The sequence below is a fragment of the Sphingomonas mangrovi genome (assembly GCF_047975845.1).
Classification (GTDB): domain Bacteria; phylum Pseudomonadota; class Alphaproteobacteria; order Sphingomonadales; family Sphingomonadaceae; genus Sphingomonas.
Map to the genome: position 1 here is coordinate 57,761 of NZ_JBIUCZ010000014.1, position 17,336 is coordinate 75,096.

The 17,336-nt window shown below is 68.7% G+C and carries 12 protein-coding genes; 11 read left to right on the forward strand and 1 reads right to left on the reverse strand.

All coding sequences use genetic code 11. The annotated features are described in order from the left end of the window. The 6 genes from glmS (at window position 1) to ACBY01_RS09030 (ending at window position 10,017) form a co-directional block, all read left to right on the forward strand. Window positions 1-1,824: a glutamine--fructose-6-phosphate transaminase (isomerizing) gene (glmS, locus tag ACBY01_RS09005; protein ID WP_416460470.1), complete on the forward strand. Its 1,824-nt coding sequence runs from the start codon at window positions 1-3 to the stop codon at window positions 1,822-1,824. Between the two features lie 94 nt (window positions 1,825-1,918). Beyond that, on the forward strand, window positions 1,919-3,829 hold the full coding sequence (locus ACBY01_RS09010) for a putative bifunctional diguanylate cyclase/phosphodiesterase (protein ID WP_416460471.1): 1,911 nt from the start codon (window positions 1,919-1,921) through the stop codon (window positions 3,827-3,829). Between the two features lie 164 nt (window positions 3,830-3,993). Next, entirely contained in the window at window positions 3,994-6,045 is a 2,052-nt protein-coding gene (locus ACBY01_RS09015; protein ID WP_416460495.1) for a carbon starvation CstA family protein, read from the forward strand. Next, the gene (locus ACBY01_RS09020) at window positions 6,042-6,236 is read left to right on the forward strand and encodes a YbdD/YjiX family protein (RefSeq protein WP_416460472.1); all 195 of its coding nucleotides are present in this window, start codon (window positions 6,042-6,044) and stop codon (window positions 6,234-6,236) included. The genes ACBY01_RS09015 and ACBY01_RS09020 overlap by 4 nt, the downstream gene beginning before the upstream one ends. 28 nt (window positions 6,237-6,264) lie before the next feature. Continuing rightward, window positions 6,265-6,792, forward strand: coding sequence for an RES domain-containing protein (locus ACBY01_RS09025; protein ID WP_416460473.1), 528 nt, complete (start codon window positions 6,265-6,267; stop codon window positions 6,790-6,792). A 477-nt stretch (window positions 6,793-7,269) separates the two neighbouring features. Then, on the forward strand, window positions 7,270-10,017 hold the full coding sequence (locus tag ACBY01_RS09030; RefSeq protein WP_416460474.1) for a TonB-dependent receptor: 2,748 nt from the start codon (window positions 7,270-7,272) through the stop codon (window positions 10,015-10,017). A 30-nt stretch (window positions 10,018-10,047) separates the two neighbouring features. On the opposite strand, the gene ACBY01_RS09035 is transcribed toward ACBY01_RS09030, so the two are convergent. Further along, window positions 10,048-10,791 carry a GntR family transcriptional regulator gene (locus ACBY01_RS09035; RefSeq protein WP_416460496.1) on the reverse strand — a complete coding sequence of 248 codons (744 nt, stop codon included), beginning with the start codon at window positions 10,789-10,791 and terminating at the stop codon, window positions 10,048-10,050. 185 nt (window positions 10,792-10,976) lie between these two features. Here ACBY01_RS09035 and ACBY01_RS09040 point away from each other — a divergent pair, with 185 nt between their 5' ends. The 5 genes from ACBY01_RS09040 (at window position 10,977) to ACBY01_RS09060 (ending at window position 17,332) form a co-directional block, all read left to right on the forward strand. After that, complete coding sequence (locus ACBY01_RS09040; RefSeq protein WP_416460475.1) at window positions 10,977-13,667, forward strand: TonB-dependent receptor; 2,691 nt, start codon at window positions 10,977-10,979, stop codon at window positions 13,665-13,667. Window positions 13,668-13,747: 80 nt separating this feature from the next. Then, the gene (locus tag ACBY01_RS09045) at window positions 13,748-15,040 is read left to right on the forward strand and encodes an Hsp70 family protein (protein WP_416460476.1); all 1,293 of its coding nucleotides are present in this window, start codon (window positions 13,748-13,750) and stop codon (window positions 15,038-15,040) included. Window positions 15,041-15,104: 64 nt separating this feature from the next. Continuing rightward, entirely contained in the window at window positions 15,105-15,671 is a 567-nt protein-coding gene (locus ACBY01_RS09050; protein WP_416460477.1) for an LbetaH domain-containing protein, read from the forward strand. Between the two features lie 79 nt (window positions 15,672-15,750). Then, window positions 15,751-16,182, forward strand: a complete 432-nt coding sequence (locus tag ACBY01_RS09055) for a hypothetical protein (protein ID WP_416460478.1) — start codon at window positions 15,751-15,753, stop codon at window positions 16,180-16,182. Between the two features lie 121 nt (window positions 16,183-16,303). Continuing rightward, a complete protein-coding gene (locus tag ACBY01_RS09060) occupies window positions 16,304-17,332 on the forward strand; it encodes an SGNH/GDSL hydrolase family protein (RefSeq protein ID WP_416460479.1) in 1,029 nt (342 codons plus the stop codon). The last annotated feature ends 4 nt before the right edge of the window (window positions 17,333-17,336 follow it).

The following is a 17,336-nucleotide window of genomic DNA, read 5'->3' on the forward strand; positions in this document are numbered from 1 at the left end:
ATGTGTGGAATCGTTGGAATCATCAGCGGCAGCGACGTCGTCGACAATTTGGTCGAAGGGCTGCGTCGTCTGGAATATCGCGGCTATGACTCGGCGGGCGTCTGCACGGTACACGATGGCACGCTCGATCGCCGCCGCGCCGAGGGCAAGCTGGTCAATCTCGCGCGGGAGGTGCGGGAGTCGCCGCTGCCCGGCGCCACCGGCATCGCCCACACCCGCTGGGCGACGCACGGCGCGCCGACCACCGCCAACGCCCACCCGCATGCCACCGAGGAAGTGGCGCTGGTCCACAACGGCATCATCGAGAACTACAAGCCGCTGCGCGACGCGCTGATCGCGCGCGGGCGCGAGTTCCACAGCCAGACCGACAGCGAGGTGGTCGCGCACCTCGTCAGCGAGCGGATCGAGGCGGGGGACAGTCCGCAGGATGCGGTGCAGGCGGTGCTGCCGCAGCTTCACGGCGCCTTCGCGCTGGCGATCCTGTTCCGCCAGCACCCCGACCTGCTGATCGGCGCCCGCCTGGGGTCGCCGCTGGTGGTCGGCTATGGCGATGGCGAGACCTACCTCGGCTCGGACGCACTCGCGCTCGCGCCGCTCACCCAGCGTATCGCCTATCTGGAGGAGGGCGACTGGGTGGTCGTCACCCGCGACGGCGCGCAGGTCTACGACAAGGACAACAATCCCGTCGAACGGCCGATCACGATCAGCGGCGTCACCGGCGCGCTGATCGACAAGGGCAACCACCGCCACTTCATGCTCAAGGAGATCTACGAGCAGCCGGTGGTCGTCGCGCAGACGCTGCGCTCCTACCTCCGCCCGGTCGAGGAGAAGGTCGCGCTGCCCGACATGGCGTTCGACCTGTCGACGATCGAGAGGGTGGTGATCGTCGCCTGCGGCACCGCTTCGTACGTCGGCATGATCGGCAAATACTGGATCGAGAAGTTCGCCCGGCTGCCGGTCGAGGTCGATGTCGCGTCCGAGTTCCGCTACCGCGATCCCGTCCTGCTCCCGAACACGCTGGGCGTCGTGGTGTCGCAGTCGGGCGAGACCGCCGACACGCTGGCGGCGCTGCGCCACATGAAGGCGAACGGCGTCACCACTGCGGGCATCATCAACGTCCCGACCAGCTCGATGGCGCGCGAGGTCGACCTGCTGCTGTCCACCCACGCCGGACCCGAGATCGGCGTCGCCTCCACCAAGGCGTTCACCTGCCAGCTGTCCGTGATGGCGGCGCTCGCGGTCAATCTCGCCAGCGCCAAGGGGATGCTCGAGGCGGAAGAAGAGCGCGCGATCGTCCGCCATCTGGTCGAGGCGCCCGCCGCGATCAACGCCGCGCTCGCGCACGACGGCGAGATCCAGCGCATGGCCGGCACCATCGCCGGTGCGCGCGACGTGCTCTACTTGGGGCGCGGTTCGGACTATCCGCTGGCGCTCGAAGGTGCGCTCAAGCTCAAGGAAATCAGCTACATCCACGCCGAAGGCTATGCTTCCGGCGAGATGAAGCACGGCCCGATCGCGCTGATCGACGAGCATGTGCCGCTGATCGTGCTGGCACCCTCGGGTCCACTGTTCGAGAAGACGGTGTCGAACATGCAGGAGGCGCAGGCACGCGGCGCGCAGGTCGTGTTGATCTCCGACGCCGACGGGCTGGCGCTCGCCGGCGAGGATGCGGTGGCTACGATCGAGATGCCCAAGGTGCACCCGCTGATCGCGCCGCTCGTCTATGCGGTGCCGGTGCAGCTGCTCGCCTATCACGTCGCCGTCGCCAAGGGCACCGACGTCGATCAGCCGCGCAATCTCGCCAAATCGGTGACCGTCGAGTAGCGCGAGGCCGTTTTCCCCCACGGCCACGTTCAGCCGACGTTTACCTGCCCGTAACAAGGGCTTCGCTATCCTGTGCCAAGGGTATGGGAGTCGAATGGCCGTGCGGGTATTGATTGTCGACGACGAGCCGGGGATGCACGACTCCTACCGGCAGGCGTTTCGCCGGCCGGTGGACGACGGGCGGCCGGCGGCGATGACGGACAGACCCGACCCCGAACCCGGCGCTGGCGGCGGCGCGTCGGCCATCGACGCCCCGTCCGAGCTCGAGCTCGTCCACGTTTCCCAGGGGCTGGATGCGATCGCGGCGGTCGACGCGGGGCTGCGCGCCGGCACGCCCTTCGCGGTCGCGTTCATCGACGTTCGGATGCCGCCGGGCATCGACGGCAAGGAAGCGGCGGCGCGGATCCGCGCGCTGGATCCCGACGTTAACTTGGTGATCGTCACCGGCTTTTCCGACTTCGCCCCCGCCGAGATCGCCCGCGCCGCAGGGCCGGCGGACAAGATCTTCTACATCGCCAAGCCGTTGGACGGGAGCGAGGTGGTGCAGACCGCCACCGCGCTCGCACAGCGCTGGCAGAGCGATCGCGACCTGGCGGAAACCCGCCGCATGCTGGCCGAGAAAGTCGCGCAGCTCGAGGAACAGGCGATCGAGATCGCCGCCAACGAAAGCCGCGCTGTGCATCTGGCGAACCACGACACGCTGACGGAGGCGCCGAACCGGCTCGCCTTCCTGCACGCGCTCGGCGAGCGCGTGCAGACGCCGGGGTGCTTCGCGGTGGCGATGCTCGACCTCGACCGGTTCAAGCTGGTCAACGACACCTTCGGCCACTTCGCCGGCGACGAACTGATCCGCATCGTCTGTGCGCGGCTGACCGTGCAGCTGGGCGACGAGGGTTTCGTGGCGCGGCTGGCGGGCGACGAGTTCGGGCTGCTGATGTCGGTGTCGGGCGAGGACGAGGCGGTGATGCGCTGCGAGCGGCTGCTGCGTGCCTGCTCGGGCAGCCTCAGCATCTTCGGCCAGTCGGTGCAGAACAGCGCTTCGATCGGGCTGATGGTGGCCGATGCCGATCACCAGCACGATCCGGTCGACCTGATGCGTCGCGCCGATCTCGCGCTCAACGAGGCCAAGCGCGCCGGACGCGGCGTGGTGCGCGCGTTCGACGAGAGCATGGACGAGACGGTCCGCTTCCGTCGCCGGATCGAAACCGGGCTCGGCGCTGCGATGACCAACGGCGAACTCACGCTCGCCTATCAGCCGATCTTCGCGCGCGGCGGACTGGAGATCGTCGCGTTCGAGGCGCTGCTGCGCTGGTGCAGCCCCGACCACGGCATGATCTCGCCTGCCATGTTCATCCCGGTGGCCGAGGAGAGCGACCTCATCCACGCGCTGGGCGACTGGGTGGTGGGCGAGGCACTGGAGGCGGTGAAGCGTTGGCCGGGGCAGTTCGTTTCGGTGAACTTCTCGCCGCGGCAGTTCCGGCGGCAGAACTTCGTCGCGCAGTTGGTGGCGCAGGTGCAGCGCGCCGGTGTGTCGCCGCGGCAGCTGCAGATCGAGATCACCGAGGGGGCGCTGGCCGACAATGCCGAGCGCGCGGCGGAGACGCTCTACCGGCTTCGGCAGATGGGCTTCCGGGTCGCGCTCGACGATTTCGGGACGGGCTATTCGAGCCTCTACAACATCCGCACCTTCGCGCTCGACTCGCTCAAGATCGATCGCAGCTTCATCGACGGCATGGGCCGCGACCGCGCTTCGGCGCCCATCGTCCATGCGATCATCCACCTCGGCCGCGCGCTGGGGCTGGAGGTGGTCGCCGAGGGCGTGGAGAACGAGACCCAGCTTCAGGCGCTTCGGCTCGCCGGCTGCTCGCACGTCCAGGGCTATCACCTGTCGCAGCCGCTGGTCGGCGAGGATGCGGTCCGGCTCGCCAACGGCGGCATCGTCGTCGACCCCCAGGCTCCGTGCGAGGTCGTGAGCGAGGCGCCGGGCACCGGCACACACGGCTAGCGCAGCCGGCGGGCGGACCTCGCTCTGCTCCCCCGGCTGTCGCGGGACCACCGACTTTGGTAGGGGATGCTCCGGGAGACGGAACGCCGCATCCAACGCGATGCGGTCGCGCCCACGGGGTCATGGCAGCGGGCGCATCGGAGAAAGGATGCACTGTGGCGGCGATACATAAGGCGGGCTGGGCGGCGCTTGCGCTGCTGGCGGCGGCGGCACTGGGGGTGGTCGCGCTTTCGCGGGGCGAGCAGGTCAGCGCGCTGTGGATCGTCGTCGCGGCGGTCGCGATCTACCTGATCGCCTATCGCTTCTACGCGCTCTACATCGCCCGCTACGTCATGCGCCTCGACCCCGCCCGGCCGACGCCGGCGATCCGCCGCGCCGACGGGCTCGACTATGTCGCGACCGATCGCAAGGTGCTGTTCGGCCACCATTTCGCCGCCATCGCCGGGGCGGGGCCGCTGGTCGGGCCGGTGCTCGCCGCGCAGATGGGCTATCTGCCCGGCACGCTGTGGATCCTCGCCGGTGTGGTGCTAGCCGGCGCGGTGCAGGACTTCATGGTCCTGTTCATCTCGATGCGTCGCGACGGCAAGTCGCTGGGCGAGCTGATCCGGCTGGAGATGGGGCCGGTGCCCGGCACGATCGCGCTGTTCGGCGCGTTCATGATCATGGTCATCATCCTGGCGGTGCTCGCGCTGATCGTCGTACGTGCGCTCGCCGGGAGCCCGTGGGGCATGTTCACCGTCGCCGCGACGGTGCCGCTCGCCATCCTGATGGGCATCTACACCCGCTGGTTTCGGCCCGGAAAGATCGGCGAGGTGTCGATCCTCGGCTTCGTCGGGCTGATCCTGGCGATCGTCTATGGCGGGCAGGTGGCGGCATCGCCCAGCCTCGCGCCACTGTTCACCTTCACCGGCGTGCAGCTGTGCTGGATCCTGATCGGCTATGGCGCGGTCGCCTCGGTGCTGCCGGTATGGCTGCTGCTCGCGCCGCGCGATTATCTGTCGACCTTCCTCAAGATCGGCGCGATCGCGGCGCTCGCCATCGGCATCGCGATCATGGCGCCGCCGCTGCGCATGCCGGCGCTCACCCAATTCGTCGACGGCAGCGGCCCGGTCTGGTCGGGCGGGCTGTTCCCGTTCCTGTTCATCACCATCGCTTGCGGCGCCGTCTCGGGCTTCCACGCGCTGATCGCCAGCGGCACCACCCCCAAGCTGATCGCGAGCGAGGGCGACGCGCCCTTCATCGGCTATGGCGCGATGCTGATGGAGAGCTTCGTCGCGATCATGGCGCTGGTCGGCGCCTCGATCCTCGATCCCGGCATCTATTTCGCGATGAACAGCCCGGCAGCGGTGCTCGGGACCGACGTGCAGTCCGCCGCGAGCGCGGTGACGGCGATGGGCTTCCCGGTCACCGCCGACACGCTGGCGCAGACCGCAAGCGACGTGGGCGAGGCGACGATCGTCTCGCGCACCGGCGGCGCGCCGACGCTGGCGGTGGCGATGGCGCACATCTTCAGCCACGTGATCGGCGGCAAGGCGATGATGGCCTTCTGGTACCATTTCGCGATCCTGTTCGAGGCGCTGTTCATCCTCACCGCAGTCGACGCCGGCACGCGGGCCGGGCGATTCATGCTCCAGGACCTGATCGGGCTGGTGGTGCCGCAGTTCCGCGAAGCCTCCGCGATCGTGCCGGGGCTGATCGCGACGGGGCTGTGCGTCACCGCCTGGGGGTTCTTCCTCTATCAGGGCGTCACCGATCCGCTGGGCGGGGTGAACACGCTGTGGCCGCTGTTCGGCATCTCCAACCAGATGCTCGCGGCGGTGGCGCTGATGCTGGCGACGGTCGTGCTGTTCCGGATGAAGCAGCAGCGCTTCGCCTGGGTGACGACGGTTCCGGCGGCGTGGCTGGTGGTGTGCACCGGCAGCGCCGGGCTGCTCAAGCTGTTCTCGGCCGATCCCAAGGTGGGCTTCCTCGCGCACGCCGCGCGCTATGGCGACGCACTGGCGCGCGGCGAGGTGCTGGCGCCTGCCAAGGACCTCGGGGAAATGGCGCGCATCGTGTTCAACGACCGCATCGACGCGGCGCTGTGCGCGATCTTCCTGGCGGTGGTGTTCTCGATCCTGTTCTACGCCATCCGAACCTGCCTGGCGGCACGGCGGATCGGCCGGCCGACGGTGACCGAGATCCCGCCGACGCTGCGCGTCGAGGCGGCGGAATGAACCGCCTCGCCACGTTCGCGGCGCGCGTGCGCGAGACCGCACACCTGATGGTAGGGATGCCGCCCTATGCCAGCTACTGCCGGCACATGGCGCAGCACCATCCCGACCGCGCGGTGATGAGCGAGGCGGAGTTCTTCCGCAACCGGCAGGAGGCACGCTACGGGGGGAAGAACGGCGGACGCTGTTGCTAGCGCGACCGGCGCAGGTCCAGGGAGCCGCGTGACCGTGTTGCGGCGGATGGAGGGCCTCTTCTACCGCTCGGTACCCGCGGATCGGGTAGCGGAGGTTCTGGCGCCGCCGCGCCCCGACAGTGCCGGGCGCTACCATCGGCCTGGCCAGGCCACGCTCTACATGAGCCCGAGCCTTGAATGGGCGACGATCGCCGTCTCCGGCTACATCCGCGAGGACGGGATCGTCCGCGTGGTGGTCCCGCTGCGGGTCGGCATGGCGCAGGTGCTCGACCAGCATGACGCGGCGGCGTGTCGGCTGCTCGGCAGCGATCGGGAGCATTCGAACATCCCCTGGCGTCGCGAACTGGCGGCTGGGCGGGAACCGCCGTCGTGGCGTAACGCCGATGCCGCGCGAAGGGCGGGGGCGGACGGGATCATCGATCGATCGCGGATGATCCCCGGCGGGTGGCACCTCAACCTGTTCCGCTGGAACGCCTTGGGCGGCCCGGCCGTCACGGTATGCGGCGAGCCGACCCCGATCACCCTGTCCGCGAACGGCGCCAAATGGAGCCTTTGAGGAAGAGGCGCGACAATCGCGAGCGCACGCGGTGGAGTTCTTCCGCAACCTTAAAAGAGCCGCGCTAGTGGGAAGAACGGCGCACGCTGCTGCTGACCCGCGCCCCCGCCATGCTGACGGAAGTGAGCATCCATACGCGTTTCGTCAGAGGCTCCAGCCTAGCGGCAATGGATCCTGACTTCCGTCAGGATGACGAGAAGAAGGGTTGCGCTGAGAAGTCTCGCCACGGGGCGGTTTGGCCCTTGGTCCCGTCGGGACGGGCTGCTGCAGCGCGCCGCCGACAGGACTGTACCGCCGCCCCTCCACCGCCGTCTGTTGCAGGAATGTGACATCCGGCAGGTTCTGCGATCAACCGCTCGGCGCAGCGGCTGTCGGCGCCTTACGGCGGCGCGCTTCCGTGATAATGGGCAGCAGTAAGGTCATACCAATGTCGTGCCATTCGCAGCACGACGGCGGTTTCTAGCGAGAGGGTGTAGGATGGCTGACCGTTTTGGTCCGTGCGTTGCCAGCGTGCTGGCGCTTGTGATCAGCGCAACCCCGGCGATGGCGCAGGAAGCGACGCCGCCGGCCGGCGAGGGGCAGGACATCTCCGCTCCCGACGCACCCGCGGGCGACGGCGACATCGTCGTCACCGGCATCCGCGCCTCGCTCCGCAACGCCATCTCGGTGAAGCGGGAGGCGAACTCGGTCGTCGACGTGATCTCGGCCGAGGACATCGGCAAATTCCCCGACCGCAACGTCGCCGAATCGCTGTCGCACATTCCGGGCGTCAGCATCGACCGTCGCTTCGGCGAGGGCGAGAAGGTCGCGATCCACGGCACCGATCCGGCGCTCAACCGCATGCTGCTCGACGGCCATGCCGTCGCCTCGGCCGACTGGGGCGGCAACGACAACGATCCGACCAGCCGCACCTTCAACTATTCGCTGCTCGCGCCCGAACTGGTAGACCGGTTGGAAGTCTACAAGTCGCCCGAGCCGCGCATCGAGGAAGGCAGCATCGGCGGCACCGTGATCGTGCGCACCCGCCGGCCGCTCGACACGCCGGCAAACTCGCTGTTCGCGTCCGGCGGCTATTCGTACAACGACCGTTCGGAGAAGGGGAACGTCCGCGCCTCCGGCCTCTACAGCTGGAAGAACGAGGCCGAGACCTTCGGCATCCTGGGTGCCGTTACCTACGACCGCCAGAGCCTGACCCGCGCCGGCGTCGAGTTCTTCGGCTTCGAGAATGCGGGCGACCGCTTCCTCACCACCAACGAAGCCGGCGAGCGAGTGCTCAAGAACCCCAACGCGGTGATCAACGGCGGCACGATCGCGGATCTTGACAACGCCACGTCGCCGTTCGGCATCAACTACGCCTATTTCACCCAGCAGCGCGAGCGCACCAGCTACTCGGGCACGGTGCAGTTCCGCCCGACGGAGTCGCTGACGCTGTCGGTCAACGGGCTGCACATCGACGGCAACTACAACAACGCCAGCCAGTCGATGTACGTCATCCCCGGCGCCTGGAGCGGCGATGTGCTCCAGTCTGCGACGATCGAGGACGGCGTGGTGACGGGCGCCAGCTTCGGCGCGGCGTCGGCGGGCAGCCAGAGCTCGCAGCTCGACACGCTGGTCCGCTCGACCAAGCTGAAGACCGACAACGCCAACTTCATGGCGGAGTGGAAGGGCGACGGCGGTGCCTCGCTCACCGCGACGGCGGGCTGGAGCCGGGCGACCGGCGGCAGCAACCCCGAGTATCTCTTCGACGTCCGCACCGACCTGCCGTACAGCTACAGCTTCACGCGCGACAGCGCGACGGTGGACTATGTCGGCGACCTCACCGATCCGGCGAACTACCGCCGCAGCAACGCGGTGCAGGCGCAGACCATCGACGGCCAGCCGATCCTGGTGAACGGCACGCAGCTCGTCGCCGCGCGCGCGGGCGGCATCGACTTCTCCAAGACGATCGATCGCGATTTCTACGCGGGCTATGATGCGGTGATCCCGGTCGAGTTCGGCCCGTTCACCCAGATCCTGGTCGGCGGCAAGTTCACCGATCACCGCAACCGCCGCAACGCCAGCGGCTTCAACAACTACACCACCGACGACTATACGCTCGCGAGCCTGGGCGTCGACACGATCACCACCCCGGACGACGTGTTCAAGGGCACGGGCGGCCGCGGCAACGCGACCAGCTACCTCAACCTGCCGCGCCAGACCGTGATCGACATCCTCGAGAACTCGATCAACATCGCGGTCGCCAAGCCGACCGCGTCGTTCGTCGTCGACGAGCGGGTGGCGGCGAACTACATCCAGGCGAACTTCGAGCAGAGCGGCTTCCGCGGCAACATCGGCGGACGACTGGTCTACACCGAGAACACCTCGAACTACGCCAACCAGGTGTCGGGCGCCGACGGCAGCCTGCCGACGATCGTGCCGGTGACCGTCTCCAACGATTACCTGAAGTTCCTGCCGAGCGTGAACATCGCCTATGAGGCGGGTTCGCAGCTGATCTTCCGCGGCAGCATCGCCAAGGTCATCTCGCGTCCGCGCTACGAGCAGCTCGGCGGCTCGGTCGGCCGCAACGACATCACGCTCGACGCGAGCGGCGGCAACCCGAACCTGCGTCCGTACCAGTCGACCAACTACGAGCTGTCGGCGGAATATTATCCACGCGCCGGCACGCTGCTGTCGGTCGAGCTGTTCCGCCGCGAGGTGAAGGACTACATCTACAACGGCATCACCCAGCAGACCTTCTTCAACGAGCTGGAGCAGCAGAACCGCGTCTACAACGTCTCGCAGCCGATCAACGGCGGCAAGGCGACCGCGGACGGCGTGCTGGTGTCGGGGCAGAGCGAGATCTGGGGCGGCTTCGGCATCCAGGCGAACTATTCCTACGCCGACAGCTCGACCGACGAGGGGCTGAATCTACCGTACCTGTCGAAGCACACGGTCAACGTGATCCCGTACTTCGAAAGCGGCCCGGTGCAGGCGCGGCTGAGCTACAACCACCGCTCCTCCTACTTCCGCCAGATCGGCCGCCTCAACTCGGTCGACATGGTCGCGCCGTACGACCAGCTCGACTTCTCGGCGAGCCTGGCGGTCAACGCGGGCATCACGCTGACGGTCAACGCGCAGAACCTGCTGGATTCGACCTACATCCAGTACAGCGGGACCCGCGACACCCCGACCGCCTTCTACAAGAACGGCCGGACCTTCGCGGCGAGCGTCAGCTTCCGCATGTAACCGTCGGAGGGGACGCGGCCTGCGTCCCCTTCATCCCCGCGTATCGAGTTCCGCCACGAAGTCGTAGGCGTCGCCGCGGTACCAGCTCTGCGTCGCCTCGATCACCCGACCGTCGGCGAGCGAGGCGCGGCGTTCGATGTAGAGGCCGGGATCGCCCGGCGCGATGCCGAGCAGTTCGGCCTGCTGCGCATCGAACAGCACCGCGCGCAGCCGCTGGAGCGCGCGCACCGGGCGGGTGCCGTGCGCCTCCAGCGCCGCATAGAGCGACGTGTCGACCGCCTGCTCGCTCGGCAGGGCGAAGCCGGCGATCGTCGCATATTCCAGCGCCAGCGCGACGTCGTCGGCATAGCGCACGCGCGCGAAGCGATAGACTGGCGTTCCCGGGCCCAGCCCAAGCGTCAGCGCCTCCTGCGGCGTCACCGCACCGCTGGTACGCGTCAGCCATTCGCTGCGGATCGCGCGGCCGCGCGCGGCCATATCCTCCGAAAAGCTGCTGAGCTTGGCGAACTGCTTCTCGACGCGGCCGGCGACGAAGGTGCCGGCGCCCTGGCGGCGCGTGAGCAGCCCGTCCTTCACCAGCCGGTCGAGCGCCTTGCGGACGGTGATCCGCGACACCGACAGGTCGGCGGCGAGGTCGCGTTCCGGCGGTAGCGCGTCGTTGGGCTTGAGGACGTCGCGCCGCAGCGCCTCGCGCAGCGCCTCTTCCAGCCGGCGATAGAGCGGCCCGCTGCGCTCGGCAGCGAGGGGGGCGATCTGTGCCGCCAGTGCATTCATCCGCATCTCTCCCGGTTCGTTGCAGACCTAGTACCAATGAATTTCATCTTGCCAATAAACAAAGACCATCCGGTAGCGCTAACGGCAGCTTTTCTGTTGACCATGACGGTTTTACTACGGATGGTCCGCTTATTGGTATCACAGAGTCATGCATTGGGCCGGATATCAGCAGAAGGGGACACGAAATGGGGATTCGAACTTTTCTCGTCGGTTCCGCCAGCGCAGCCGCGCTCATCGCGTGCAGCGCGCACGCCCAGACCGGCGAGGCACCGCAGAACGGCGCCAGCGCCGCCGCGCCGGATGACGACCAGGCAAGCGAGGAGATCGTCGTCACCGGCTATCGCGCTTCGCTGGCGCAGGCGCTCGCCACCAAGCGCGCGGCGGACGCGATCGTCGACTCGGTATCGGCGGAGGACGTCGGCAAGTTCCCCAACACCAACGTCGCCGAGGCGCTGACTTTGGTTCCCGGCGTGACGATCGACCGGCAGTTCGGGCAGGGCGAAAAGGTCTCGATCCTGGGCACCGACCCGGCGCTCAACCGCACGCTGCTCAACGGCCAGACGGTCGCCTCGGCTGATTGGTTCATCCTCGACTCGCCCGGGCGCACCTTCAACTATGCGCTGCTCGCACCGCAGCTCGTCGGCCGGGTCGACGTGTTCAAGACGCCCGAGGCGCGGATCGACGAGGGGTCGATCGGCGGCACCGTCAACGTCAACACGCGCAAGCCGCTCGACCTCCAGCCGCTCACCGTCGCGGCGTCGCTCAGCTACCTCTACAACGACCGGTCGGAGAAGGGCGATCTCCAAGGTTCGGCGCTCGTCAGCTGGCGCAACCCGTCGGAAACCTTCGGCATCCTCGCCGCCTTCCAGCGTTCCAAGGACCGGCTGCGGCGCGATGGCCTCGAATCCTACGGCACGATCGCCGCGAACCAGTGGGCGGGGGGCAATGCGGACAACCCGGTCGACTCGCGCAACTTCGGCTGCACCGGCGCCTGTGCCGACACGCTCGCCGCAAACCTCGACGCGCGCAGCCCCAACGCGTTCGGCACCTCCTATTTCGAGCAGGGGCGCGAGCGGCTGAGCTATTCGGCGTCGGTGCAGTGGAAGCCGGTCGACCAGCTGCTGCTGGAGTTCAACTGGCTCAAGATCGACGCGACCTACGACAACCTCAACCAGTCGATGTTCGCATTTCAGGGCAACACCTGGAACAGCCTGGGCGCGCTGACCGGCATCGAGGTGGAGGACGGCGTCGTCACGCGCGCCTCGTTCGACAACGCGCTGAGTGTGCTCGACGTCCAGTATCGCGAGGCGGAGATGCACTCCGACACCTACCACGCCAAGGCAGGATGGGACGGCGACGGCTGGGACCTGAACCTGGAAGGCGGCATGTCGGACGCCGACGGCGGCACCAAGCGGCAGGTGTTCCTCGAGTTCCTCAACAAGGCGAGCTACACCGTCGATCTTTCCGGTGCGCCGGACCGCCCGGGCAGCATCAGCTACACCACCGACGTGCTCGGCAACCCGGCCGCTTTCGCCACCGACGCCGGCTGGAGCGGCAACCTGGTCTCGAAGCCGACCAGCGACAAGGAACGCTACGGCCAGATCGATTTCGGCTACGATCTCGACGGGGCGGTCAAGCGGCTGCAGGTCGGCTACAAGTTCCGCCGCCACGAGACCGGGCAGCGCTACGCCGGTATCTCGCTCAACGGCATCGCGGCGTCGGCCTCCCTGTTCGACCCGCAGACCGCCGCGGACAATTATCTGCGCGGGTTCAAGGGCGTAAACGATCAGATGCGCGAGCGCTTCGTGATCGATGGCAAGTCGATGCTCGATTATGTCGAGAACGGCTCCGGGCTGACGCTGCCGACGCCCTCGATCTTCGCCGCGGCCGAGTTCACCGCCGGCAACTGGGACATCCGCGAAGACATCCACGCGGTCTACGGCCAGGTCAACGTCGAGGCGGGGCCGGTGCGCGGCAACTTCGGCGTGCGCTACGTCAACACCGGCGTCGACAGCGCGGGTTACGTCTGCAACCCCGGTGCCGCCTGCAACACCCAGACGGACTGGACCTGGCAGAGCACGCACAAGAGCTACGAGAACGTGCTGCCGAGCTTCAACCTGGCGGTCTCGCTGCGCGACGACCTGCTGTTCCGCGTCGCGGGTGCCGAAGTGATCGCGCGGCCGAACTATGCCGACATGACCAACTATTTCTGGCTGTCGGACCAGATCCTCACCGGCGGCGGCGGCAATCCCGACCTCGACCCCTATCGTTCGGACAACCTCAACGCCTCGGTCGAATGGTATTTCCAGCCGCAGGCGATCCTCGCCGTCGAGGCCTTCTACAAGAATATCAGCAACTACATCCTCCAGCGCACCGCGCCGGAGCAGTATTTCAACCAGGATCAGGGGCGCGTCACCACCTACCAGATCAGCCGGCCGTACAATGCCGGCGACGCGCGGGTGAAGGGCGTGGCGGTCGCCTATCAGCAGAACCTGCCCTACGGCTTCGGCTTCCTCGCCAACTACACCTACTCGGATGGCGAGGGCGCGGACGGCGCCGACCTGCCGTACAATTCGAAGCACCAGATCAACGCCAGCCCGTTCTTCGAACAGGGGCCGGTGGCGATCCGTGCGACCTACACCTGGCGGTCGAAGTATTTCACCGCCCTGGATCGCGGCGACGAGATGTACGTCCGCAGCAACGACAATCTGGACGTGTCGGCGACGTACAAGTTCACGCCGCAGGTCGGTCTGACGCTGTCGGGCATGAACCTGACGGACAGTGAATATTACGCCTACGCCAACACCCCGCGGCTGCCGCGCGGCGTGTACCGCAACGGCCGCAAGCTGCTGGCGACGGTCAACGTGAACTTCTGACGTGACGGGCGGGGCGCTTCGGCGTCCCGCCGCGCGATCCGGGTTGAGCCCGGGCGCAAAGCGTGTAGGGCCGCACGCCCATGTCGCACGCAGCACCCATCGCCCTCGGGCTCGACTTCGGCACCACCAACTCGGTCGCGGCCCGCGCGACGGGCGGCGAATCGGAACTGGTCCTGCTCGACGGCCCGGAGCACGCGGCGGCGGTGTTCCGATCGGCGCTTTGCTTCTGGCAGGACGAGGATGTCGCGGGCGGAATCGCCGCCGAGGCGGGGCCTTGGGCGATCGCCGAATATCTCGAATATCCCGAGGGCAGTCGCTTCCTCCAGTCGTTCAAGTCGGTCGCGGCGAGCAGCGCGTTCGAGCATGCCACGGTGTTCGATCGCCGCTACCGCTTCGAGGATCTCGGGCGGCTGTTCCTCGACAAGATGGCGGCGCGCAGCCGCGGCGGCTTCGCCGGTATCGACCGCGTCGTCGTCGGCCGGCCGGTCGAATATGCCGGGCACCGGCCAGACGAGGCGCTGGCGCGGACGCGCTACGATGCGATGTTCGCCGCGCTGGGGGCGGAGGTTCACTACGTCTACGAACCGCTCGGCGCGGCGTTCAGCTATGCGGCGCGGATCGACCATCCGGCGACGATCCTGGTCGCGGACTTCGGCGGCGGCACCAGCGACTTTTCGGTGGTGCGGATCGCGGCGCCCGGTGCGGCGCGGCGCTGCGAGCCGCTCGGCCACGCCGGCGTCGGCATCGCCGGCGACCGGTTCGACTATCGCATCCTCGACCATCTGGTGATGCCGCTGCTCGGCAAGGGCGGCAGCTATCGCTCGTTCGACAAGGTGCTCGAAATTCCGCGCGGCTATTTCGGCGATTTCGCCGACTGGTCGCGGCTGGCGCTGATGCGGAACCGCCGCACCCTAGCCGAACTCGACAAGCTGCGCCGCAGCGCACTCGATCCCGACGCCATCGCGCGGATGATCGCGGTGATCGAGGAAGAGCAGGGCTTCCGCCTCTACGATGCGGTGGGGCAGGTGAAGCGCGACCTGTCGGCGACGGAGAACGCGTGCTTCCGCTTCGATGGTGGGGGGCTGTCGATCGAAGCGGCGGTGACCCGCGCGCAGTTCGAGGCGTGGATCGCGCCTGACGTCGCGCGGATCGAGGCGGCGGTTGACCGCGCGCTGGAGGTGGCGGGCATCGTACCCGCGGCGATCGACCGCGTGTTCCTGACCGGCGGCACCTCGCTCACGCCACGCATTCGTCGGCTGTTTACCGAGCGCTTCGGCGACGACCGCATCGCGACCGGCGGCGAACTCACCTCGATCGCCCACGGCCTCGCGCTGATCGGCGAGCAGGAGGACGTCGCCGCCTGGGCGGCATGACGGCGGTAGCGCTCCGTCCGGGCTCGGCTATGATCGTCGCCGTCGCAACTTGGCGGGGGCGGGGATGGACGACGCAGGCGAGCGGTTGCGGGCGACGAGCCGGCATGGCCCCAGCTTTTCGCTCGGCAACAAGGTGGCACGGGTCGCCTGGGGGCTGAGCTGGCTGCTGCTCGCGCGCTGGACGCCGCCGCCGCTGCATCGCTGGCGCCGCTGGCTGCTGCGCGCCTGGGGTGCGGAGATCGGCGCGCGCGCGCGGGTCTATGCTTCGGTACGGATCTGGCACCCGGCCAATCTCTCGGTCGGCGCGGGATCGATCCTCGGGCCGCGGGTGCGTTGCTACAACCAGGGGCGGATCCGCATCGGCGCATCGGTGGTGGTGTCGCAGGACGCGAGCCTGTGCGCGAGCACGCACGACATGGCCGACCCGCTGTTTCCGCTGCTGCTGCGGCCGATCGCGATCGAGGATCATGCCTGGGTCGCGGCGGAGGCCTTTGTCGGGCCCGGTGTGCGCATCGGCACCGGTGCGGTGCTCGGCGCGCGCGGGGTGGCGATGCGCGACCTTGCCGCCTGGACGGTCTACTCCGGCAATCCTGCACGGCCGTTGAAGCAGCGGTCACAGCTTTCCGAATAACCAATAAGGTACGTTTCTGCTTTCCTACACGGGCGGTTTCGGATCACACCGCGACGAGCAACTGTCCGGAGGCCCTGCCATGTCTTCTATCCCCATCGACGTACCGGCCACCTTCGTCCCCGCGGTCGGGCTCTCGTTCGGCCAGCCCGGAGACGAGGCGGTGTTCGTGGACGCCGCCAATCCGATGCCGGTCCGTCTGGCGCGCGGCAGCCTCGCGGTCGTGCCGCTCGCCGGCACCGCGTCCGCCGCAACCCGCTCCGGTCCGTTCGTCCCGGAGCTCGATCGGCCGATCCACCTGACGCTGTCGGGCAGCTGGACGGGGCGGGCGACGCTGCTGCGCTCCGTCGACGGCGGCGCGACCGCCGAGCCGCTGACGCTGGCGGGGGCGCCCTGGGGCGTGTTCACCGCCAACGCCAACGAAGTGGTCGCCGAGGAGAGCGTCGCCGGCGCGAGCTATTATCTCGACCTGGCGCCGACGAGCGGCACCGTCGCCTATCGGGTGGCGCAATGAGCGCCGACCTGCTGGCGCGCGGCCTCGGCGCACGCGCGAGCGAGGCGGCGGGGCAGTCCGCGCGCGGACTCGCGATCCGCAGCGCGGCCGCAGCCCCGGGGGTCCGCTCCCCGGGTTCACCGTGCTGCCCGTGCCGCCGGCGGTGATCGTCACCGATGCCGCAACGACGGGGATCGCGGGGGCGGTTCGGGTGCCGGCGACGAGCGGCAGCTTCCGCCGGACCGGGCCGCCGGTGGTGCCGATCGCCGCCGACCCTGCGCTCTACGGCGCGTCGGACGGGGCGGGTAACACCGCCTTCGGCGCGTTCGTGCAGTGGGAATGGATGAGCGACGCCAGCCAGCTCGACCTGCTGGTGCTCAAGTACAATGCGGTGTTCGACCTGTTCGTCGACGGCCAGCCGGTGCAGGCGGGCGCCTTCGCGACACCGGCCACCGGCGATCGCCGGCTGGTGAAGCTCGACTGGAGCGCCGACGCCGATCCGCGCCGTCCGCGGCACTATCGGCTGGCGGGGACCAACCTGTTGTTCGGCGGCCTCTATCTCGATGCGGCGGGCAGCGCCTGGGCGCCCGGCGACCGCGCCGGCGCCGGGCTGCTCGCGGTGCTGGGCGACAGCTATACCCAGGGCACCGGTGCGCTCTCGGCAGCCCGCAACTGGGTCGCGGCGGCGGCGGCGCAGCTGCAGATGGACGGCTGGAGCGACGGGATCGGGGGGAGCGGCTGGAACAGCCCTGGCAGCAACGCCCCCGTCGCGCGGATCGGCCGCGGCATCGCCGTGCTCACCCGCGCCCCCGACATCGTCGTCACGGCGCTCGGCTACAACGACGCGGCCGTCGATGCCGCCGGGGTGCAGCGGCTGCGTGCGAGCTACGATGCGACGATCGCGGCGATACGTGCGGCGTGGCCCGGCGCGCGGCTGGTGTCGCTCGGCCCGTGGACGCCGCTCGGTCCGACCGGCGGGCTCGGCACGGTGCGCGCGGCGATTGCCGAGCGTGCCGCGGCGGCGGGGGTGCGCTTCGTCGACCTGGAGGGGATGATCGGCGCGGGCAATCGGGCGCTCTACACGGGCACCGACAGCGTCCATCCGACGCCGCAGGGCCATGTCTATCTCGGCCGGCGGATCGGCCAGGCGATCGCTGCGGCGATGGCGTAGGGGC